Genomic DNA, 20,687 nt, shown 5'->3' on the forward strand with positions numbered 1-20,687 from the left:
ATTGATTTGCGTTTAGGATTGGCAGTTTGCTGCAGCTAACCTGTTATATTGACTGTAGCAATTATTTTGTTACCCGAACAGACTCAGGAACTAATCCGGTATAATCTCCTCCGTTCCTTATTACATCTCTAACGATGGAAGAACTAATGTACGATTTGCCCGAGGAAGTCAGTAAAAAGACCGTTTCTATTTCAGACAGTTTACGATTGGTGTGTGCTATGGCCTTTTCAAATTCAAAATCACCAGGGTTGCGAAGTCCCCTTAAAATGTATTGGGCATCTACTTTTTTGCAAAAGTCTACCGTAAGCCCTTCATAGGTTAAGACTTTAATTTGCTTTTCCTCTTTGAACGCTTCGCTGATAAAGTGCATTCGTTCTTCTAGCGAAAACATATAATTTTTATCGGCATTTTTACCGATTGCGATGATTAGCTCATCGAACACGGTAATGCCGCGCATGATTATATCGTAATGGCCTAGGGTCAATGGATCAAACGATCCTGGAAAAATTGCACGTCTCATACTACCATGAAGTAAGTTTAAATATAACTAATTTTAGGATAACACCTCATTTATGGAACTCTCAAACAACGTAGGCAAATCTATACCTGCTACTTCTGCCTGTTGGGGCAATATACTTTTTGTGGTAAGCCCAGGTGTAGAATTTACCTCCAGTAAATAGGGTTCATCTTTAATGAAAATGAATTCACTTCGAGAAAACCCTCTCATCTTTAGCACATCATAAATGGTTCTGGCCCAATAGCGCACGTTTTTTTCCTGTACTTTGGTAATTCTTGCCGGTGTTATTTCTTTCGATTTTCCTTCGTATTTAGCCGCATAATCAAAAAAATCATTTTCCGATACAATTTCTGTTATAGGTAAGACAGTGGTTTTCCCTTTTAGTTTTAAAACACCCACAGATACCTCGGTTCCTGTTAAACAAGCTTCTATAATAATTTCGTCGTCTTCTTTGTAAGCCACTTCTATGGCATATTGTAAGTCCTCTTTTTTATGAACCTTAGAAATACCGTAACTGCTGCCAGATTTATTAGCCTTTACAAAGCAGGGAAGTTGCACTTTTTCAATTATGGCATCTTCATCAATGGCATCCCCTTTGTTCATATAGTATGATGAAGCCGATTTAACTCCATATGGTTTTAAGACGCTTAACAGATCCCTTTTGTTAAAAGTAAGCGCAGCTTGGTAAAAACCACATGATGTTTGTGGTATTTTCAGCAATTCAAAATAGGCTTGTAGTAAACCGTCTTCTCCCGGGGTGCCATGAATGGCATTAAATACACAATCGAAGTGTATGGTCCGTTCGCCAATATCTATGGAGAAATCCGCTCTATTTACAGGATGTTCAGCCTCGGTGTCATCCACATACATCCATTTCTCCTTGAAAATATGAATTCGGAACAAATCAAATTTGTCTTTGTTAAGATAGTTGTACACTACATTTCCGCTTTGTAAGGAGATTTTGTATTCGTTGGAATAGCCTCCCATGATGATAGCTATCTTTTTCTTCATTTTAAAAACTAAAGGAATTACCGGTTACACAAAGATGTACTATTCCGCAGAAAGAAAAAAGGGTAGTGCGGTCAAAAATTAATTTCAAATAAGTATGTACATCTATGAAGAAATAAAAAGTAATGATTTTAGTACACGAGCATTTATTATCTTTGAACGTTTATTTATACACATGAGAAATTTTTTTAATTTTTTAAAAAGCAAATCATTTTTGATTCAGTTAGGTCTAGCCATACTGTTCACCGTGGTTTTGGTTTTTGTAACCTTAGGTTGGTTAAAGAGTACGACCAATCATGGTGAATTTGTAGAAGTTCCCGATTTTGCAAAGCTTTCTGTGATGGAAATGCGCAAATCTGTTGAGGATGCGGGGCTTAGGTACGAGGTATTGGATTCCGCTAATTTTAATCCAGATTATCCCAGATTTTCTATCATAGAACAAGATCCTTTAGCAGGAACCAAGGTAAAAACGAATCGGAAAATTTATTTCACTGTAAATCCTTCTGGCTACAAGAAAGTTACGGTTCCCAATATTAAACAAGTGACCAAAAGAAATGCCACCTCTATGTTAAAAGCTGTGGGACTGGATGTGCAGCGTGCCACCTATATTGACGAATTGGGCAAGGATATGGTGTATGAAATAAAGTATAAGGGAAAGTATGTAAAACCAGGTGATAAGCTTCCTAAAACTTCTAAAGTGGAACTCATTTGCGGCAACGGTTCTATTACCAGTAGGGCCGTCATAAAGGCAGATTCCGAATAAGTATGGAAACTACCGTAGATCAAGAACCTGAGGACAACGAGCTTTTTGAACATCATCGGGTACTAGCTTCAAAAGGCCAAGAGCCGTTGAGGGTAGATAAGTTTTTAATGAATTTTATTGAAAACGCCACACGTAATAAAATTCAGCAAGCTGCAAAAGACGGTCATGTATGGGTCAATGGTGCAATCGTAAAATCGAATTATAAAGTAAAGGCCGGAGATGAAATCCGAATCATGTTCGAGCATCCTCCCCACGAATTTTTATTGGTTGCCGAAGATATACCGCTAGATATTGTTTATGAAGATGACGTGTTGTTAGTTGTGAACAAACCTGCCGGGATGGTAGTGCACCCTGGTCATGGAAACTATTCCGGAACACTTATAAACGCCTTAATCTATCATGTAGATAATTTACCGGCCAATAGTAGCGAGCGCCCTGGCCTGGTGCACAGAATAGATAAAGATACTTCCGGATTATTGGTAATTGCCAAGACCGAGGCGGCTATGACTCATCTGTCCAAGCAATTTTTTGACAAAACATCGGAACGGGAATATGTTGCCTTGGTGTGGGGAAATATAGAAGAGGACGAAGGCACCGTTACTGGCCATGTAGGTAGGCATCCAAAAAACCGACTTCAAATGCATGTTTTTCCAGATGGAGAAGAAGGTAAGGAAGCCGTTACGCATTTTAAGGTTTTGGAACGATTGGGCTACGTTACCTTAATCTCTTGTCAATTGGAAACCGGAAGAACACATCAAATCAGGGTACATATGAAACACATTGGCCACACCCTGTTCAATGATGAGCGTTACGGAGGCGAACGCATTCTTAAGGGAACCACTTTCACCAAATACAAACAGTTTGTAGAAAATGCATTTAAGGTATTACCGCGACAGGCCTTGCATGCCAAAACCTTAGGATTTATGCATCCGGTCACGGGAAAATCCATGCGATTTGATTCTGAGATTCCGGACGATATGCAGCAATGCATAGAAAAATGGCGTAATTACAGCCAAAATAGTGCTGAAAGATAGTTTCAGACAATAGTGGTATCAAAACTCTTTTTGTACAGCAATAGGTAATGTCTCCGTTCCTTTTTATTTTTATACTGCGATTAAAACACTAGTGCTATGAAAATTGTAATATCACCTGCGAAATCTTTGGATTATGAAGCGCCGTTACCCACTTCAAAATATACAGAACCACTTTTTCTTGACGCTGCCCAGAAGTTGAACAAGGTTTTAGCAAAGAAAAAACCAAAGGACTTATCCAGTCTTATGTCTATTTCCGATAATTTAGCGCAGCTAAATTGGGAACGCAACCAAAATTTTAGCATACCGTTTACAACGGAAAATGCCAGGCCCGCCGTTTATGCCTTTAATGGCGATGTATATCAAGGCTTGGATGCCTATACGATAGGGGATGAAAAATTGGATACACTTCAAAACACCCTACGAATACTTTCTGGACTTTATGGTATATTACGCCCGTTGGACCTTATACAACCTTATCGATTAGAAATGGGAACCGCCTTACCGGTTGCAAGGAACAAGAACCTATACGAGTTTTGGAAGAAAAAGATCACTGATCACTTAAATTCCGAATTGCAGGACGATGAATTGTTCGTAAACTTGGCCAGCAACGAATATTTTAGCGCAGTCGATACCAAAAGCCTTAAAGTTCCTGTAATTTCTCCTGTTTTTAAAGATTGGAAAAACGATAAATTAAAAATCATTAGCTTCTTTGCTAAAAAAGCAAGGGGTTCAATGGTGCGTTACATTATAGATTCCAATGCGCAGACTTTGGACGATATTAGGGGCTTTAATTTAGACGAGTATCAGTACAGCAAGGAACATACCCTAAAAGAAAACGAGCCGGTCTTTATTCGGTAAAATATTCTTTTGTGATTACCGTTCTATAGATAGTACGAACGGTAATACACAAATGGGTATGAGAAAATATTATATTCTGGTGGTTGCAGCAATAGTGGTTCTTGCGGCTTGCACAGATAGGGATGATGACGTAACTACGGTAAACATTCGAATACAAAATAGCACTAAATCTTTTTTTCAGGAAGTTCGGATTAGCGGTAAGGATACTATTTATGAAAATATTGCTGCCGGCGAGTATTCCGAATATTTGGAGTATGCAACAGGGTTTAAAGATATGCCCCTGACCGTAGTTGCGGATTCTACTAATTTTAACTATAGCCCCAATTCGGTTTTTACGGATTCTTTGCCCATAGGATTTTATACCTACCAATTGTCGCTGGACGAGACTAATCAGTTAGAATTAAACTTTAAGATCGATTAAGGCTTACTTCTTTTTAGCCACTTTTATCTTTTCCTCTGCCGTAGGACGTTTTTTAATTTTTCTAGGCCTTCTGGCACCATAGCTATTGTTGGCTATTTTTCCTTTTTTAGATTTTTTGTCTCCCTTGCCCATTTCATCTTGTTTTAGATTTTTACGTTGTTCCTGTCCTGTATGTTCTGGATATCTCTTTAAAGTTAGTAAATTCGATTTTGAATTTAGGACGATAGTTCGGTAATCGCCGTTATTAATAAAATTTCATTTGTTTCTTCATACCCATCCATACAAACCTTTTTTGTTTAAAGAGGCTACAAAGCTCATTGTTGGGACACTTCCGCCTCCGAGATTCACCCAAGGTTTATTAAAAGAAGGCGATGTGAATTTTTCCTATGGTAGTAAAGACGGACAGCTTTGGCCCATTTTAGACCACATATTTGATTTGAACCTAAAATTTGAAACGACACCGGATGCGGTTGTTCAACGTAAGAATTTTCTAAAAAGCAGAAATATTGGTATTTGTGACATTGTAGCGTCGGCCCAAAGGGAGAAAATAGATGCTTCCGATGTAGGAATGCAGCACATACAGCTCAGAAATTTAGTGGGATATTTGGAGGAATATACCAAGGTAGATACCTTGTTATTTACAGGTGGAAATAGTAAAAACGGACCAGAGTTTTTTTTTAGAAAACATCTTAAAGAGCACCAGCTAAGCTTAACCCTTGTTTCTGATGTGGTTCCAAGAATTCATCAATTTGAATTACCTGCCAGTCTAAGTACGGTCGAAAACAGGGGTAACGAAAAAGGCAGAACCATCAAGACCGTGTCTTTAACAGCGCCATCGGGTGCCGCGAACCGCGCAGTTGGAAGTCTAGAAACCTACAAACAAATGAAGGCAGCGAACCCTTCGTTTACTACCATGGATTTTAGGGTGATGCAGTATCGGGAGTTTTTTTAGGTGTAGTCAGGATCTAAAATACTTGCAGTTTTACTGATGATACGCCTGATTATGCGCTAGTGCATCTCCACAAGTAGTACAATTACCGGCCGTTCCGGAACCGCCAGTACATCCTTTTGCACAGGAAAAATGCCATATGCCAGCTGCATTTTGACTTGGGGCAGTTGCAGGCTGCGCCGTTAAGTTTGGCGTAGGGTTGGCCTGGGCATGATAACTTGTGTTATGGGCTAGAAGACCACCACAAGTAGCACAATTAGTTGCTGTTCCTGCACCCCCAGCGCAGCCTTGGCTACATGTATAATGCCAAACACCTAGGGCATTTTGAGGCGGGTCCATAGCAGCTGGATTCTGAACCGTAGTGGCTGATGGCGTGGCTAAATCTTCAATAGTAAACTCTTTTTGGGGTTCTTTTTCGGGTGCTTTGGTAGCCTCCTTACAAGAGGATAAAGAAAGGACCGAGGCTATTACTACTGCTAAAAACAACTTAAGGTATTTCATCAACGTTTGCTTTATATCATTGGTTTGCGCTGCTTTATAAATAGCCGCTTAAAGGACTAACGCACCATTAAATAGTTTATTATTTAAGTCTGTACGCAATATGATGGGTTTACTAGCCATAGAGGTTACTTTCGCTTCAACGTCGCGATTAAGTTAGCAGTAGAAGGTGTGTAAGGTGATGAAGCTACGGGTGATTTGTTTAACCAAACATTTCCGTGTTTTTCTTCTAATGTAGCTAGGTATATAGGTTATACTGGTTAGTGGCTTCATCATAATTATGCTCTACGTTTAGTGTAAAACCAGTTTTAATGCTTTGTTACACCTTGCTGTTTGTGTTGATATTTAATCTGTTTTATTGTTTTGAATACGCCAAGGTGGATTCAGTCTATTTTCTCCTCCATAAAATAATATCAGTTGATTTCCGTCAAGATCTCTTAATCTTGCTTCTCTCCATAACCACTTTTGGTCAGTTGGTTCTAGGTCGAATTCAATTCCTTTTCTTTTTATGATTTCAACTTGTTCATCAAGATTTTCGCATTCAAAATACACATAAATCCCCTCTCCCTTTGGTAACTCCTCAGTTTGATGGATCGAGAAAGTTGCGTTACCATTTGGGCATTCAAAACGCGCATAATGGGGTAGAGATTCGACAATCAATTTTAGTCCAAATTTTTCGTAAAAAGGGATTGATTTGGTCAAATCCAAAGATGGAACTGTTATTTGATTTAAGTTCATAATTCTAGGTTGGTTAACAATAAACAGATCGATCGGTCTTGGGTATGAGTACTTGCTTGCTTTAGCAGTAAAATCAGCAAGTACATACCAATTTGGAAATTACGTAGGAATTTCCAAAGTAGGCAAGAACAAACATTTAGGTATAGCCATTGTGAAGCTTTCGTTATTTATTTTTTAGTTTTTCATTAATTTCAGATTGCATTCCATATGCTATTATATGATTTGGATCAATAGTCACAATTTTGTCAATAAGCGCTTTGGCTTTTTGTAAACTATCGTTAGCCATATAGATTTGTACTTTGAGGGTCATATAGCTTGTGTACGTTGAGTCTATCATCAATTTTTTCAATTTTTTGGAAAGGACTTTGGCTTTCTCAACATTGCCTAACTCTAATTCTAAACTTGCAGAGTAGCCAATATAAAAACCCAATTTCATTTGTCTTTCAGTAGCCAAATGTTTTAGGGAATCCAGGGCTGCTTTAGGGCCATGAATACTATGTATCCATTCTATATATTCTGCTTTTACATAATCATCGTGTGGATATTTTTGTACGAATTCCCGAAAGTTTGATACTATTAATTGTTTTCTTTTCGATTTATATTCAGGTGTTCTTTTAATACCTTTCTCTCTGTTATTGTATGCTTCCATGCTGCTTAAATACACTTCTAAAAGTAAGCGCTCATCTTCGCTTGTTTCATGTTTAGCGGCTACTAGTTCTTTAAGTAAATGCTCGCGCTCGTCCAAATCTCTGGTTATACGCCCAACTAAACTTTTACCAAGTGTATAATCCGGATCAAATTCGACTGCTTTTCTATAGGATTTTTCGGATTCAGTCCATCTCCCATTGTCCAAAATTTCGTGAAATCCATTTAGGTAATAGTATCTGGCTGAATCACTTTTTGTTCCATAATCAAAAGAATTCGATTTTTTTTTAGAGCTACATGCAAAAATTGTCGTCAAAAACAAAGCTAAAAAAGCAAGTATTGAGAGATTAAAGGAGAGAATGATTTTAACTTTCATCTTAATAGTATTGTTAGTTGGGTATAATGAAACACAACGTAGCTCCATGTGCGTCATCTGCGATATTAGCGGGCGAATTGTAGCTATGGAAATCGATGTTAATGGAAATATAGTGAAATCCTTTTTTGGATTTCGACTGTATCTGAAATAAACCCGTTCGGTTCTTCCGAGCGTAGCGAATACATGAATATTCTAATAAAATAAAAATGATATGAACTAATGCTACACCAGTGGTTTTAAATCCGATTAGTTGCGTATTTCAAGTACCTAATTTAGCAAATACAAAACGAATAGAAAATTCGATAGGATTTTCGTAGGTAAACTATGACTGGTAATAAATTATACACATCTTAAGTTTGATTCTCATTTTTTAAATTGGTTTATTTTATTCTACAAGAACATTCGTAATTCTCGTTAATATATTTAATCGATTCTATACAGAGTTCTTTTAAAGCTGAAATATTGATGTCGGAAAGTCTCTTAACATAAATACACGCTTTCCCCATTTTGAATTTACCTAGTTCAGCTAATAATAGCTTACTTTTTTCCGTATCAGAATAAACATAGAGCGAAAATGCAGCTTTTCTGGGTGAAAATCCAAGAACTGGAGCATCGCCTTCATGTCCGCTGGCATATTTGTAGTGATAGTTGTCGAATCCTATAATTGTAGGTCCCCACATTTTAGGTTCGGCACTGGACCATTCTTGCATCAATTCGATCAAACGAAAACTGTCCGCTTTTTTCTGTTCGTTATCAACGTATGTGTTTATGAAATCTGTTACGTTTTCTCCTGTGAAAGATGTCTTTGTTTTTGCCATAATTCCGATTTTTGATTATTGCCTTAAAATCTTTTCCATCTTTCTTCCTCTTGCCAATTCATCAATTAACTTTTCCATACGTCTACATTGTTTATACAATTCAAATTCATCCTCTATTTCTTCAATTCGATAACCACAAACGACTCCTTTAATCAAGTGTGCGTTAGGATGTATTCTAGCTTTTTGGAAAAATGTTCTAAACGTTATTTTCTCTTCAATAAGTGCTTGTAATTTATCTTCATCAAATCCAGTAAACCATTCTATTACTTGGTTTAGTTCTTCTTTGGTTCTTCCATTTTTCAACAATCTATTTAAGTAAAGTGGATAAATAGATGCAAATATCATTGTTGCAACTTTTTCATTTTTCTCAGCTGTTACTTTCATCTTTATTGGATTTTGACTTATTTGGTGCCAACGCAGCACTATGTACGGTATCTGCTATAGCAGTCGGTGGGTTGTAGTGATGGCAGGTATTGTTTATGGGAATATAGTGAAATCCTTTTTTGAATTTGGTCTGTAACGGGAATAAAATCCTGCAGTCTTTCCGATCGGAGCGAAAACATGAGTACCTAGAAAAATCAATGAAAATACTATGAACTAATGCTACATCACTGGTTTTTATAAGAGCAGTAGTGGACAAAAAATAACTTTTACTCTTTTTTCATTTTACATACTTAAAACAAAATAGCAATTCGAGTTAGGACTCAAGCCGCTATTGCTTTTATACTTTGTTGATATTGGTATTTAGATAAAGCTAATACCATGTTTCGCGCAAATTTCAGATACTTTTTCAAAATCTGGCGGACCAGCTGGAAGTTTTGCTAATTCTTTGAACATGTTTTCTATACCAGCTGGGAAAGCAGATGTAATCATTTTAGCTTTTTCTGTTCCAACAACTTTCCAGGAGTGCGGTATTTCTTTTGGTGCAAAAGCTATGTCTCCTTCGTTTAAAATAGTTGTTTTTCCATCGACCATTAGTTCTATTTGCCCTTTTATAACTCTAAATATTTCATCTTCTTTGGTGTGAGTATGAGGCGGAATTCCAACACCCGGCTCAACATTATCAACCCATTCAACTATTTGGTTTCCAGTATCACTCCCTACCAGTTTGTGGGTTTGTATGTCACCTATTACGTTCAAAACATCACCTTCGGAATCTTTAATTATTTTAGAATCGGTTTTGACTGTGTGATTCTTTTTTGCAACCACAGATTGGCCTTGAATCATTCCAGGAATTAAGACAAGACCTAATCCAAATCCCGAACTTTGTATAAATTTTTTTCTGTCCATGATTAAATTTTCCCGCAATTTATATTGATAATATTAGTGTGGCAATGTGAAAATCACGGTAAATCCATAGATTTTAGGAGTAATTAATTTTTTCGTAGGGCTGAGGGAGTAATTCCTGTATGGGTTTTGAAAAAGTAGCTAAAATAATCAGGGGACGAAAAACCTAGTTCAAAGCTAATTTCTTTAATGGTTTTGTTCGAAAATTTTAATGCATGCCTGGATCTCATTAGCAATTGTTCAATGATGATGCTTTTTGAACTTACACTCAGAACTTCTTTTACACATTCATTTAAGTATTTTGGCGAAAGGTTAAGATGGTTGGCGTAATCGGTTACTTCATGATATTCTGCAATATACTTATCAACTAGCTTTTTAAAGTTATAGACTACACTTGTCTTGGCGTTATTGTTTGAAACGATGGATTTAATGTTGCATTGTCCATCACAGTATACAAAAAAGGTGTTTAATAGAGATAGTATAGCATCATCTTTATGGTTGAGGTGGGAACCTAAAAGTTCATCAATCATTTCCAGAATTGCCTGTGTTCTTTTTTCAATTCCCGGGCTTAATTTAAATAATGGAATTTCACCTGAATTGAAAAGCCTTATTTTATTAATGTGAAGGTTACTTAGAATAGGATTATTTAAAACCTCAGTAGCCAAGTACAAAACATAACCAGAAGAAGTAGAACTATCTTTTTTCAATATCTTCCATTGATATTTAGGATCGAGGAAAAAAATGGAATTCGAAATATTTTTATATAAAACATCGTCTATTTCAATACCCTTCACCTCATTTTTAATCCAACAAACAGCAAAATCATCACTGTGATGTTTTAAGGTAGTCTCTTTAATTATTTGCGTTATGTTAATAGAATCTGGCTTCATTCAACATTAATATCAACGAAGTGCTATGTTTAGTCTGCGTTAGTTTATGGAAATATAGTAAAAACCTTTTTCGATTTTCTACAGTATCGGGAATAAAATAATGGCTTCCTTCCGAGCGCATCGAATACATGAATTCCTTATTAAACTAAACAGGGCATGAATAAATTACATAGAGTATCTTGATATGTTGGGTTGTTTTCTTCCGTTAAGCGTTGTATTTAGTATAAGTTCCCTTATCCTACGGTCTTGTGTAATATGTCATAATGCGTCGATTATATTGCATTTCCCTATGTGCGGGCGAGTCGGTGCGTTGGCAAAACGAGGTGTAGCACATGGGGTTGACGTAAGAGAATGCAACATCATAGTTTTAATAGGTGCAATTGATGACATTATCCAACAATTTACGACATCTTCGCTAAAGATAGGAAGAGTGGACTGTAGTAAAGTTTAAGGGAATTTTTCATTTATATTTTAAATTCATATCCTTTAAACTTGCTATACTAAATGAACGTGTATATGTTGAAGAAAGAGCGATACGTACTATATTAAAATTGACCAATACCATGGTAGATAAACCAAAAAGAGCCCAGCCTTTTGGACTGGACTCTTTTACGAGAACACTATATGAAAATGAAAAAATTATGTAGCTAATTACATGGTAAATATAGTGCCCGTTTTGAGGTTTGCGCAGTTATTGTTGTCAATGCTGTTGTTTTTGTGGTGTGTTGCTGCATTTTTGTTATTTACCGTTATTTAAACTCCAAGATTCTGCCAGAATAGCGATATTTATCGCTGAATTTTGGTATATTAAATCCAAAGCGTAATAGTAGTATCCTAAACGATAATTGTCCATGAAGCAGACAGAAAGACTGGCCGAGTTTAAGAAATCGGTAAATAATAAATTCAATGTATATAATAGCTTGTTTCTAAATCTACCCTATAGAAACATAGACAACGTGGGAATGCTTATTCCTTTGCTCATGGATCAATCGCAAAAGGGTTTAAAGGCGGGTTTAAATCCTAAAGAAATCCTAGAGGCTTTTTTTGAAAATTTTGCCAATTTGGACACCGAGAAAGAGCGCATAGCTTTTATGTTTAGGATTATACAGTATGTAGAGCGCCAAGTGGTCCTCTACGACAGCGTTGAGGATGCGGCTTTTCCCAAATTACACAAACACAGTAGCTCCTTATCTTTAAAGGACTATTTTCAGTTCATAGACAACAACAATGATTGGGATTCTATTTTGGACAAGCTCAATAGTTTTAGTGCCCGTATTGTCCTAACAGCCCACCCAACACAATTCTATACCCCGGCGGTATTGGATATTATTACCAATTTAAGAACCTTGATCCTTGAGGATAGGATAGACGAGATAGATGTGGTATTACAGCAATTGGGTCTTACCTCCTTGGTCAATGCCAAAAAGCCTACTCCGCTAGATGAGGCCAAGAATATTATATACACTTTACGGCATGTGTATTACGATGCTATCGGCGACATGTACGCTTATATTAAAGCAAGTGCCGGCAACGATAAATTTGAGAATCACGATATCGTGAAACTTGGTTTTTGGCCCGGAGGGGACAGGGATGGGAATCCGTTCGTAACTGCCGATATCACCAAAGATGTGATGAACGAGCTGCGTATTACGCTAATGAAGTGCTATTATAACGATTTAAAAAGGCTGCAGAATAAACTAACGTTTAAGGAAGTACAGGAACCCATTAATAAATTACGGGGCAACCTGTATATCGCCATGTTCGACCCCAGTAAAGATGTTGGTTATAAAGATATTATGGGACCCTTGAACCAAATACGGGAACTGTTGGTCAACAAATATCACCATCTGTATTTAAATGAGCTGGAATTGTTCATGGATAAGGCGAAAATCTTTAAAACCCATTTTGCTACAATCGATATCCGTCAGGACCACAGTATGCATACCAAAGTAATGAATGCCGTACTGCAAAAAAATGGATTTATAAAGGCCGATGTAAGCGAATTGACCGAAGAAAAGCTGATAGATATCCTGTTGCACCAAAAGCTACATCTTGTACCCGATGATTATACGGAAGATATTGTAAGAGATACAATCAAAAACGTATCGCAACTAGCAGATATTCAGGCAAAAAACGGCGAGCAAGGCTGCAACAGGTACATCATAAGTAATTCTGAGGATGTGTTCAGTATACTTTATGTTTATGCCTTGTTTAAGTGGTGCGGATGGGCAGATAAGGAAATCACCTTTGATATTGTTCCATTGTTTGAAACCATGAAAGGAATGGATGATGCCAGGGCTACCATGCAGCGACTGTTCAGTTTAAAAGAGTATAGAAATCATTTGGAACAAAGGGGAAACAAACAAACCATTATGCTCGGGTTTTCCGATGGTACCAAGGACGGTGGTTATCTAAAAGCAAACTGGTCCATTTTAAAGACCAAGGAAGAACTCTCCGACGTTTGCGCTTCCAACGCTATTTCCGCAATTTTCTTTGACGGTAGGGGAGGACCACCGGCAAGGGGCGGTGGTAAAACACATCGTTTTTACGCTGCGCAGACTAGCAAGGTGGCTAACAATGAAATTCAGCTAACCATTCAAGGACAGACCATTACCAGTACCTACGGTACTAAGGAGCAGTTTATGTACAATAGTGAACAACTGCTTACAGCAGGACTTTCAAATACCATTTTAGGTAAGGAGATTACCATCACCGATGATGCAAGAAGGTTAATTGAGGAAATGTCCGAACTAAGTTTTGCCAAGTATGATGCGTTAAAGCACCACGATAAGTTTATGCCCTATTTGGAAAACATGAGTACACTAAAATACTATACCAAGGCCAATATTGGAAGTAGACCGGGAAAACGGGGCAACAAGGCAAAGTTAGATTTATCTGACCTTAGAGCTATTTCTTTTGTGGGGTCTTGGAGCCAGTTGAAGCAAAACGTGCCCGGTTATTTTGGCATTGGAACCGCACTAAAAACCTTGGCCGATGACGGAAGATTCGAGGAAGCCAAAAAACTGTATCAAGAGGTGCCCTTTTTCCAAGCTCTGATGATGAACAGTATGATGAGCCTCTCCAAGTGTTATTTTGAGCTTACCAGCTATATGAGGGAGAACGAAGAGTACGGTGCATTTTGGGAAATATTGCATGCAGAATACCAGCTTTCTAAAAAGATGCTTTTAGAACTTTCCGGCATGGAAATATTGATGGAAAAGGAAGCAATTTCGCGGGAGTCCATAAAAATACGGGAGAATATTGTGCTGCCTTTATTGGTTATACAACAATATGCCTTACAGAAAATAGGTGAGGGCAATACTCATAAAGACTTATATGAGAAAATTGTAACTCGGTCTTTATATGGGAATATTAATGCAAGCAGGAATTCCGCTTAATTCGGAAGATTATAGATGATTCACTAGTCTTAAAAAGATAACATTGTAAAAAAAGGTCCAAGTTTTAAACGAGGACCTTTTTTCATGGAGAATTACTTTGCTAGCTACGGCTTGTTTGTTAATGGACTACTTAGTACACTATAAAATGCCTGTATCCCGTAAGCAATCTGCCCTATTTTTAGATTTTCGTTGGGACTATGCTGATTATTGTCGGCGTTTACCATGGGTACGATAAATGCTGGAATCTGTAATTCATTAATGAAAGGAGAAATGGGAACCGTACCGCCCATTATTCTGATTTGAACCACATCCTCCGTAAACGTATTCGCCATGGTGTTGACCAAAAATTGACCATAGGGATTATCTAAATCAGTTCTAAAGGCATTGGTGACCGGACCTTCCATCACCATCATTATTTTATCATGTGCCATACGTTCCTCTTTGGTTGGCACTTTATCCGTGATATAAAAACCTTGGTTTTGTATGTGTTTTTTAACTAGGTTTTTTAATCGTGTTCCGTCGCTTTCAGGTACCAAACGTAAATCCAGTTCAGCGGTAGCCGTTGCGGGTACAATGGTTCTTGCTTTTTCACCTACCCAACCAGAGCCTAATCCCCTAATATTTAGACTAGGGTATTGGAGTGCTTCTTGATAAAAAGCACCTACTTTTTCAGCCGTTCTAAACTGGAGCTTTTTTGATATCTCCGTGTCGCTATCCGGCACACTTTTTAACACTTCCTTCGTAGCTTCATTAATTGTAATACCATCATAGTATCCTGGAATAGTTACTTTTCCGTCCATATCTTTCATACTGGACAATACCTGTGCCAACTGAAACCCCGGGTTTGGAGCGTAATTACCATAGTGACCGCTGTGTTGCGGTTTTAAAGGGCCAAATGTGGTTAACGATAAGGTAGTAATACCTCGGCAACCATAGATAACTGTAGCTTTACCGGAAGGATGCACAGGCCCGTCATTTATGACTAGAAAATCTGCCATTAAAAGTTCTTTATAGGTGCGTACCGCTTTCGGTAATGGCTTACTGCTTTTTTCTTCCTCACTATCTAAAATGACCTTAACGTTGAAAGCGAGTTCTTTTCCATCTTTTTTCAAAAGGTCTATTGCATTTAAAAACATGACAATAGGTCCCTTATCATCTGAGGTAGATCGCCCGAACAAGCGCCAGTCATAATTGATATCTGCATCTATTGCTGTGAAATCCTCAGTTTTCCATCCGTCACCATCTTTAGATTTCAAAATGGTTTCGTAAGGATCGGGTTGGTCCCATTTAGAAGGGTCTACAGATTGGCCGTCCAGATGCATGTAAAACAATACCGTTGGCTTGGTATCGTCCATAGGTAATGCAGCGAAGAAAAGAGGGAGATTCTCGGTTTCCAAAATAGAGGTATTGAAGCCTCTTTGATTGAATTTATCACCCAACCACTTTAGATTATCATCAATGTCATTTGCATTGAGCGCATCGTTCGGTAGTGCTACAAACTGTCTTAATTCGTCGATACTATGGCGTACGTGCGATTTTATATCTTCGGGTGTTTGTGCGCTGGCAACGTTTGATATAACTAGAAGAAATAGAATAAACCAGTAGTTTTTCATGAAAATGGTTTTTGAGTACGGAAAAGTAAGGATAAAAGATAGAACCCCATGTCCCAATCTATTTTTTAAAAACGGATAGGATTATTTTTCTGGTTAATAGCAAAAAGGGAAACCCATGAAACACTAGATCAAACCAATCCATAGCTCCCATACCAACTGCACCGCCTGCCACCCATTTTAGTTTGCCCCACAAATGCGGTTCTGGAAAAAAAGGGGCCATGCCCAGGGTTAGACATAAAAGGATAATTAGTTTCCAATTGTTTAGAAAGTCGGTCATTATGGTTTTATACGCTTTATAAAAGATGCTATTTCATCCACTCCGTGTTGCGTAAGATATTTAATAAAAGCAGAACCTATGATGGCGCCTTTTGCATTTTTGGTCGCTGTCTCAAAAGTTTCTTCATCTTTAATTCCAAAACCTACGATTTGAGGATTTTTTAAATTCATGTTAGCAATCCGTTCGAAATATGCTTCCTGTTCGTCCCCAAAGCCAGATTTGGAACCTGTTACACTCGCAGAACTCACCATATAGATAAATGCGTTGGAAGCGGCATCAATCTGTCTAATACGCGCGTCGCTGGTTTGTGGTGTTATCAAAAAGATATTGATGAGTCCGTGTTTTTTGAAGGTTTCCTCATATTCGTCTTGATACACATCCAAAGGCAAATCTGGCATGATGATACCATCAACACCTATTTCCTGACATTTTTTACAAAAAGCTTCAACGCCATATTGTAACATAGGGTTAAAATAACCCATGGCGATCAAGGGAATTGAAACGGTTTTCCTAATGTCCTTCAATTGAGTGAACAGGGTTTCTGTGGTCATTCCGTTTCGCAGCGCCGCGGTAGAACTTTCCTGTATCGTGGGTCCGTCTGCAAGCGGGTCGCTAAAAGGCAAGCCTATTTCTATCATATCTACACCGTTTTTTTCCAAATCCTGAATAATTTGTACGGTATTGTTCAGAGCAGGATAACCCGCCGTGAAATATATGGAGAGTAGTTTTTTATCTTCCTGTAGTTTGGTGTTGATCCTATTGGTCATTATGTTAACTTAAAGTAGTCAATATAGGTGTTCAAATCTTTATCTCCGCGCCCAGATAGGCTAATTACAACGATATCATCCGGTTTGAATTTTTTATGGGAAAAAATCGCAAACGCATGTCCTGTTTCTATCGCCGGAATGATACCCTCTAGTTGTGAAAGTTCTAACCCTGCGGTCATCGCCTCATCGTCTGTTGCCGAATAGAATTCCGCCCTTCCTGATTTATGTAAATGAGAATGCATTGGTCCAACGCCTGGATAATCCAATCCTGCGGAAATAGAATAGGGCTCTGTTATTTGTCCATCTAAAGTTTGCATTAACATGGTCTTACAGCCATGGATGATACCCACTTTGCCTAATGCCGAGGTAGCTGCACTTTCACCCGAATTTATACCTTTACCAGCAGCTTCAACGGCAATGATACCAACTTCAGGCTCGTCTAGGAAGTGATAATAGGTTCCGGCAGCGTTACTGCCTCCGCCAATACACGCTACGACATAGTCAGGGTTTTCACGCCCTTCCTTTTCTTTTAACTGCCATTTGATCTCTTCAGATATAACCGACTGAAATCGGGTTACCATATCCGGGTAGGGGTGTGGTCCAATGGCAGAGCCAATAATGTAATGCGTGTCTACTGGGTTATTGATCCAATCGCGAATGGCCTCGTTAGTAGCGTCTTTTAACGTACGACTTCCTGAAAGTGCCGGTCTCACTGCTGCACCTAGCATCTTCATACGTGCTACATTGGGTGCTTGGCGGGCAATATCAATTTCGCCCATATATACAATGCATTCCATTCCCATAAGGGCACAGACGGTAGCTGTGGCAACTCCATGTTGGCCAGCACCGGTCTCTGCAATAATTCTAGTTTTACCTAGTTTTTTGGCCATTAAAATCTGACCTATGGTATTGTTGATTTTATGTGCTCCAGTATGGTTCAGGTCCTCGCGTTTCAGATACACTTTACAACCTTGCTTTTCCGAAAGTCGTTTAGCAAAATACAAAGGAGAAGGTCTGCCTACATAGTCTTTTAATAGTTGGTGGAATTCTTCTTGAAAAGATTCCTCGTTCATAAGCGCTATATATTTGGAACGTAATTCCTCTACGTTTGGATACAACATTTCTGGAATAAATGCTCCCCCAAACTCTCCATAATATCCCTTTTCATCGGCATGGTAACCTCCTACGTAGCTTTTTGTCATTTCTTTTTCCATTTTTTTTCTTTTGCGAGCAAAGCGAAGTAATCCCTTAGCCCCTTAGCACACATTGGATCGCTGGTATCTGCTCAATTATTATTTCAATTTTCTTTTTTCAATTTACTTAGCACTAAAATAAACTCCTTTAATTCATCAATTTTTTTCATCCCCGGTTCAGATTCAAAACTACTATTTACATCAATAGCATGACAGTATTTTGACTCTGGTCTTTCTAAAAAAGCGGAAATTTGTTCTTTGTTTTCCAATCCAATGCCACCGCTTAAAAAGTAAGGCTTGGTAGATGGGTAGTTTTCTAAAACGCTCCAATCAAAAGTGTACCCGTTTCCTCCGGGAAGTTTTCCTTTGGTATCGAATAAAAAATAATCACAGACCTCTTCGTACTCCGCCAATACCGAAAAATCAAAAGTGTCTTTTATAGAGAACACCTTAATAATATCAACAGATTTCATAGGTTTTGAAAACCTATGGGATCTTAGTTTTTGACAATATTCTACACTTTCCTTTCCGTGCAATTGTACCCCGTCTAAATCGTATTTTTCAATCGTTGCGAAAACTTCGATAATTTCAGCATCGACAAAGACCCCAATTTTTTTAATCGCTTTTGGTAATTGGGGCATTTCCTTATTGAAAAACCGGGAAGAAGGTTCCCAGAATATAAAACCTAGGTAATCGGGTTGCAAGGCTGCAACCTCCCCGGGATTATATTTCATACCGCAAACTTTAAGCCCTACCCCAGCCTTACCCAAAGGAGAGGGTTTTAAATCTAGCTTGTTGTCGGTTGTTTTTTTCATTTTAGTAAATCAATAAAATAAGCTGCACTTTTCCCTGGATTAGCGGCCTTCATAAAGCTCTCACCAATTAAAAAACCTTGGTACCCGTATGTTTTTAAATCGTTTATCGCTTCAACAGTGCTTATGCCACTTTCGGAAACTTTAACGAATTCATCTGGAATTAGTTTTGATAGGGTTTTGCTCGTCTCCAAACTCACTGTAAATGTTTTTAGATCACGGTTGTTAACGCCCAGCATATCTAAACTGGGCATGATCGATTTGTGCAGTTCTTTTTCGTTATGCACTTCCAATAGCACATCCAAACCTAACCTTTTGGCAAATTCGGAAAGGCTTTTAATTTCGGAACGGGTCAATACTGCGGCAATCAACAAAACAACATCAGCACCATAGGCTTTAGCCTCTAAGATTTGATATTCGTCAATAATAAATTCTTTTCTGAGCAATGGCATTGTTACCGAGGCTCTCGCCAGCAATAAATCTTCTAATGAGCCTCCAAAATACTTAATATCGGTGAGGACACTCATTCCACATACGCCCGCATTTTCATAACCTCTGGCAACCTGACCAACATTGGTATTTTGATTGATGGTTTCTTTTGATGGTGAACGACGTTTGTGTTCTGCAATAATTCCGGTTTTACTATTCCTCAATGCTGTTGCTAAAGACAATCCATTTCGATTAAAAAGCACGGATGATTCTAACTGAGAAGACGGAATTAAGCTCTTTTTTAATTCAATTTCTTTGTATTTATCAGCAATAATTTTATCTAATATATTCATATTTTCAAATTGAATCCCAAATTTATGACAGGTGATGCTACAGGCTTAATTCCTGTAACTTTTTTAATGCAACTAATCCTTTTCCACTTAACAGCGATTCTTTTGCCTTATCAAAACCTTCTTTTGGTGTTGTATTCTCAACTGTTGATATGGCAACACCTGCATTTGCACATACTACGTTATTCTGCGCTTCTGTTCCTTTTCCGTTTAGCACATTTATAAAAATTTGAGCAGAATTTGGTACGTTGTCACCTCCTGCAATTTCGTTAGCTTTTATAGCCGATAATCCAAAATCTGAAGGTTTGATAATACCTTCTGAGCCATTTGAAATTGTTTTGGTATCGCCCGTTAGGCTAATTTCATCATAGCCATCCAATGCATGTAAGACTGTAAAGTTTTTATCTGTATTTTGATAGAGGTAGCCATACATCCGAGCTAGTTCCAAATTAAAAACGCCTACCATTTGGTTCTTTGGAAAAGCAGGATTTACCATGGGCCCTAACATGTTAAAAAAGGTTTTTACAGCTAATTCTTTACGAATGGGTGCTACGTTTTTCATGGCAGGGTGGAACAAAGGCGCGTGTAATACGCAAATTCCAGCCTCCTCTATACATCGAGTTAAAAAATCGGCTTCATTACTGAATTTAATACCCAAGAATTCCATCACATTACTACTTCCGCATTTGGATGAAACACCATAATTTCCATGTTTAGTGACTTTTACGCCAGCTCCTGCTGTGACAAAAGATGCTAACGTAGAAATATTAAAAGTGTCTTTTCCATCACCACCTGTACCACATAAATCTATAGGATTATAGGCGGATAAATCTGTAGCTAGGCATAATTCTAACAAAGCATCCCTAAAACCCTCTAATTCTTCTATGGTAACACTACGCATCATGTAAACCGTCAAAAATGCCGCAATCTGACTGGTGTTGTAATCACCCTTGGCGATGTTGACCAATATCTTTTTGGCATCCTCTTTTTCCAGGATTTCGTGATTGATTAATCTATTTAATGTTTCTTTCATTTTATCTTGATTC

Annotated in this window: 23 protein-coding genes; 6 read left to right on the plus strand and 17 right to left on the minus strand. The window is 38.0% G+C overall.

Going from position 1 to position 20,687, the window contains the following annotated elements:
* Positions 1–61: 61 nt before the first annotated feature.
* Together coaD and MS6x_RS15285 are read right to left on the minus strand one after the other, a co-directional pair.
* Positions 62–520, minus strand: coding sequence for a pantetheine-phosphate adenylyltransferase (gene coaD, locus MS6x_RS15280; protein ID WP_482603323.1), 459 nt, complete (start codon positions 518–520; stop codon positions 62–64).
* Between the two features lie 33 nt (positions 521–553).
* The gene (locus tag MS6x_RS15285; RefSeq protein WP_482603324.1) at positions 554–1,528 is read right to left on the minus strand and encodes a D-alanine--D-alanine ligase; all 975 of its coding nucleotides are present in this window, start codon (positions 1,526–1,528) and stop codon (positions 554–556) included.
* A 172-nt stretch (positions 1,529–1,700) separates the two neighbouring features.
* Here MS6x_RS15285 and MS6x_RS15290 point away from each other — a divergent pair, with 172 nt between their 5' ends.
* From MS6x_RS15290 to MS6x_RS15305, 4 genes are all read left to right on the plus strand, one after another.
* Complete coding sequence (locus MS6x_RS15290) at positions 1,701–2,288, plus strand: PASTA domain-containing protein (RefSeq protein ID WP_482603325.1); 588 nt, start codon at positions 1,701–1,703, stop codon at positions 2,286–2,288.
* Positions 2,289–2,290: 2 nt separating this feature from the next.
* On the plus strand, positions 2,291–3,322 hold the full coding sequence (locus MS6x_RS15295; protein ID WP_482603326.1) for an RluA family pseudouridine synthase: 1,032 nt from the start codon (positions 2,291–2,293) through the stop codon (positions 3,320–3,322).
* Positions 3,323–3,418: 96 nt separating this feature from the next.
* Positions 3,419–4,180 carry a peroxide stress protein YaaA gene (yaaA, locus tag MS6x_RS15300; protein WP_482603327.1) on the plus strand — a complete coding sequence of 254 codons (762 nt, stop codon included), beginning with the start codon at positions 3,419–3,421 and terminating at the stop codon, positions 4,178–4,180.
* A 58-nt stretch (positions 4,181–4,238) separates the two neighbouring features.
* On the plus strand, positions 4,239–4,601 hold the full coding sequence (locus MS6x_RS15305) for a hypothetical protein (RefSeq protein WP_482603328.1): 363 nt from the start codon (positions 4,239–4,241) through the stop codon (positions 4,599–4,601).
* Positions 4,602–4,604: 3 nt separating this feature from the next.
* On the opposite strand, the gene MS6x_RS15310 is transcribed toward MS6x_RS15305, so the two are convergent.
* The gene (locus tag MS6x_RS15310; protein WP_482603329.1) at positions 4,605–4,733 is read right to left on the minus strand and encodes a 30S ribosomal protein THX; all 129 of its coding nucleotides are present in this window, start codon (positions 4,731–4,733) and stop codon (positions 4,605–4,607) included.
* A gap of 127 nt (positions 4,734–4,860) precedes the next feature.
* Between MS6x_RS15310 and MS6x_RS15315 the strand changes: the two genes are divergently transcribed.
* Positions 4,861–5,553 carry a uracil-DNA glycosylase family protein gene (locus MS6x_RS15315; RefSeq protein WP_482603330.1) on the plus strand — a complete coding sequence of 231 codons (693 nt, stop codon included), beginning with the start codon at positions 4,861–4,863 and terminating at the stop codon, positions 5,551–5,553.
* Between the two features lie 30 nt (positions 5,554–5,583).
* Here the strand turns inward: MS6x_RS15315 and MS6x_RS15320 are convergent, their stop codons facing one another.
* The 7 genes from MS6x_RS15320 to MS6x_RS15350 form a co-directional block, all read right to left on the minus strand.
* Positions 5,584–6,051, minus strand: coding sequence for a hypothetical protein (locus tag MS6x_RS15320; protein WP_482603331.1), 468 nt, complete (start codon positions 6,049–6,051; stop codon positions 5,584–5,586).
* Positions 6,052–6,393: 342 nt separating this feature from the next.
* On the minus strand, positions 6,394–6,786 hold the full coding sequence (locus MS6x_RS15325) for a VOC family protein (RefSeq protein WP_482603332.1): 393 nt from the start codon (positions 6,784–6,786) through the stop codon (positions 6,394–6,396).
* Between the two features lie 163 nt (positions 6,787–6,949).
* Positions 6,950–7,807: a hypothetical protein gene (locus tag MS6x_RS15330; protein WP_482603333.1), complete on the minus strand. Its 858-nt coding sequence runs from the start codon at positions 7,805–7,807 to the stop codon at positions 6,950–6,952.
* 380 nt (positions 7,808–8,187) lie between these two features.
* Complete coding sequence (locus tag MS6x_RS15335; RefSeq protein ID WP_482603334.1) at positions 8,188–8,625, minus strand: DUF1801 domain-containing protein; 438 nt, start codon at positions 8,623–8,625, stop codon at positions 8,188–8,190.
* A gap of 15 nt (positions 8,626–8,640) precedes the next feature.
* Positions 8,641–9,009 carry a DUF2200 domain-containing protein gene (locus MS6x_RS15340; RefSeq protein ID WP_482603335.1) on the minus strand — a complete coding sequence of 123 codons (369 nt, stop codon included), beginning with the start codon at positions 9,007–9,009 and terminating at the stop codon, positions 8,641–8,643.
* Positions 9,010–9,369: 360 nt separating this feature from the next.
* Positions 9,370–9,915 (minus strand): cupin domain-containing protein, encoded by a 546-nt coding sequence (locus tag MS6x_RS15345; RefSeq protein WP_482603336.1) that lies wholly within the window; start codon positions 9,913–9,915, stop codon positions 9,370–9,372.
* An 83-nt stretch (positions 9,916–9,998) separates the two neighbouring features.
* Positions 9,999–10,802: a helix-turn-helix domain-containing protein gene (locus MS6x_RS15350; RefSeq protein ID WP_482603337.1), complete on the minus strand. Its 804-nt coding sequence runs from the start codon at positions 10,800–10,802 to the stop codon at positions 9,999–10,001.
* 851 nt (positions 10,803–11,653) lie between these two features.
* Between MS6x_RS15350 and MS6x_RS15355 the strand changes: the two genes are divergently transcribed.
* Positions 11,654–14,200 carry a phosphoenolpyruvate carboxylase gene (locus MS6x_RS15355; protein ID WP_482603338.1) on the plus strand — a complete coding sequence of 849 codons (2,547 nt, stop codon included), beginning with the start codon at positions 11,654–11,656 and terminating at the stop codon, positions 14,198–14,200.
* Between the two features lie 104 nt (positions 14,201–14,304).
* Here the strand turns inward: MS6x_RS15355 and MS6x_RS15360 are convergent, their stop codons facing one another.
* From MS6x_RS15360 to trpD, 7 genes are all read right to left on the minus strand, one after another.
* Positions 14,305–15,813: a M20/M25/M40 family metallo-hydrolase gene (locus MS6x_RS15360; protein ID WP_482603339.1), complete on the minus strand. Its 1,509-nt coding sequence runs from the start codon at positions 15,811–15,813 to the stop codon at positions 14,305–14,307.
* 58 nt (positions 15,814–15,871) lie between these two features.
* Positions 15,872–16,090, minus strand: a complete 219-nt coding sequence (locus MS6x_RS15365) for a hypothetical protein (protein WP_482603340.1) — start codon at positions 16,088–16,090, stop codon at positions 15,872–15,874.
* Entirely contained in the window at positions 16,090–16,857 is a 768-nt protein-coding gene (gene trpA, locus MS6x_RS15370) for a tryptophan synthase subunit alpha (protein WP_482603341.1), read from the minus strand. The genes MS6x_RS15365 and trpA overlap by 1 nt, the downstream gene beginning before the upstream one ends.
* Positions 16,857–18,071, minus strand: a complete 1,215-nt coding sequence (gene trpB, locus MS6x_RS15375; protein ID WP_482603342.1) for a tryptophan synthase subunit beta — start codon at positions 18,069–18,071, stop codon at positions 16,857–16,859. Before trpB ends, trpA begins: the two co-directional genes overlap by 1 nt.
* An 83-nt stretch (positions 18,072–18,154) precedes the next feature.
* Positions 18,155–18,865, minus strand: a complete 711-nt coding sequence (locus tag MS6x_RS15380; RefSeq protein ID WP_482603343.1) for a phosphoribosylanthranilate isomerase — start codon at positions 18,863–18,865, stop codon at positions 18,155–18,157.
* Entirely contained in the window at positions 18,862–19,644 is a 783-nt protein-coding gene (trpC, locus tag MS6x_RS15385; protein WP_482603344.1) for an indole-3-glycerol phosphate synthase TrpC, read from the minus strand. Before trpC ends, MS6x_RS15380 begins: the two co-directional genes overlap by 4 nt.
* 37 nt (positions 19,645–19,681) lie before the next feature.
* Complete coding sequence (trpD, locus tag MS6x_RS15390) at positions 19,682–20,674, minus strand: anthranilate phosphoribosyltransferase (protein WP_482603345.1); 993 nt, start codon at positions 20,672–20,674, stop codon at positions 19,682–19,684.
* Positions 20,675–20,687: the final 13 nt, after the last annotated feature.

This window comes from Maribacter sp. MS6 (assembly GCF_056839185.1).

Excerpts from the sequence above, each read along its gene's own strand:
- trpB (WP_482603342.1), bottom strand. The coding sequence starts at position 18,071 with ATGGAAAAAGAAATGACAAAAAGCTACGTAGGAGGTTACCATGCCGAT.
- MS6x_RS15340 (WP_482603335.1), bottom strand. The coding sequence starts at position 9,009 with ATGAAAGTAACAGCTGAGAAAAATGAAAAAGTTGCAACAATGATATTT.
- MS6x_RS15345 (WP_482603336.1), bottom strand. The coding sequence starts at position 9,915 with ATGGACAGAAAAAAATTTATACAAAGTTCGGGATTTGGATTAGGTCTT.
- MS6x_RS15310 (WP_482603329.1), bottom strand. The coding sequence starts at position 4,733 with ATGGGCAAGGGAGACAAAAAATCTAAAAAAGGAAAAATAGCCAACAAT.
- MS6x_RS15285 (WP_482603324.1), bottom strand. The coding sequence starts at position 1,528 with ATGAAGAAAAAGATAGCTATCATCATGGGAGGCTATTCCAACGAATAC.
- MS6x_RS15335 (WP_482603334.1), bottom strand. The coding sequence starts at position 8,625 with ATGGCAAAAACAAAGACATCTTTCACAGGAGAAAACGTAACAGATTTC.
- MS6x_RS15330 (WP_482603333.1), bottom strand. The coding sequence starts at position 7,807 with ATGAAAGTTAAAATCATTCTCTCCTTTAATCTCTCAATACTTGCTTTT.
- MS6x_RS15325 (WP_482603332.1), bottom strand. The coding sequence starts at position 6,786 with ATGAACTTAAATCAAATAACAGTTCCATCTTTGGATTTGACCAAATCA.
- MS6x_RS15290 (WP_482603325.1), top strand. The coding sequence starts at position 1,701 with ATGAGAAATTTTTTTAATTTTTTAAAAAGCAAATCATTTTTGATTCAG.
- coaD (WP_482603323.1), bottom strand. The coding sequence starts at position 520 with ATGAGACGTGCAATTTTTCCAGGATCGTTTGATCCATTGACCCTAGGC.
- MS6x_RS15365 (WP_482603340.1), bottom strand. The coding sequence starts at position 16,090 with ATGACCGACTTTCTAAACAATTGGAAACTAATTATCCTTTTATGTCTA.
- MS6x_RS15360 (WP_482603339.1), bottom strand. The coding sequence starts at position 15,813 with ATGAAAAACTACTGGTTTATTCTATTTCTTCTAGTTATATCAAACGTT.
- trpA (WP_482603341.1), bottom strand. The coding sequence starts at position 16,857 with ATGACCAATAGGATCAACACCAAACTACAGGAAGATAAAAAACTACTC.
- yaaA (WP_482603327.1), top strand. The coding sequence starts at position 3,419 with ATGAAAATTGTAATATCACCTGCGAAATCTTTGGATTATGAAGCGCCG.
- MS6x_RS15320 (WP_482603331.1), bottom strand. The coding sequence starts at position 6,051 with ATGAAATACCTTAAGTTGTTTTTAGCAGTAGTAATAGCCTCGGTCCTT.
- MS6x_RS15350 (WP_482603337.1), bottom strand. The coding sequence starts at position 10,802 with ATGAAGCCAGATTCTATTAACATAACGCAAATAATTAAAGAGACTACC.
- trpD (WP_482603345.1), bottom strand. The coding sequence starts at position 20,674 with ATGAAAGAAACATTAAATAGATTAATCAATCACGAAATCCTGGAAAAA.
- trpC (WP_482603344.1), bottom strand. The coding sequence starts at position 19,644 with ATGAATATATTAGATAAAATTATTGCTGATAAATACAAAGAAATTGAA.
- MS6x_RS15295 (WP_482603326.1), top strand. The coding sequence starts at position 2,291 with ATGGAAACTACCGTAGATCAAGAACCTGAGGACAACGAGCTTTTTGAA.
- MS6x_RS15355 (WP_482603338.1), top strand. The coding sequence starts at position 11,654 with ATGAAGCAGACAGAAAGACTGGCCGAGTTTAAGAAATCGGTAAATAAT.
- MS6x_RS15305 (WP_482603328.1), top strand. The coding sequence starts at position 4,239 with ATGAGAAAATATTATATTCTGGTGGTTGCAGCAATAGTGGTTCTTGCG.
- MS6x_RS15380 (WP_482603343.1), bottom strand. The coding sequence starts at position 18,865 with ATGAAAAAAACAACCGACAACAAGCTAGATTTAAAACCCTCTCCTTTG.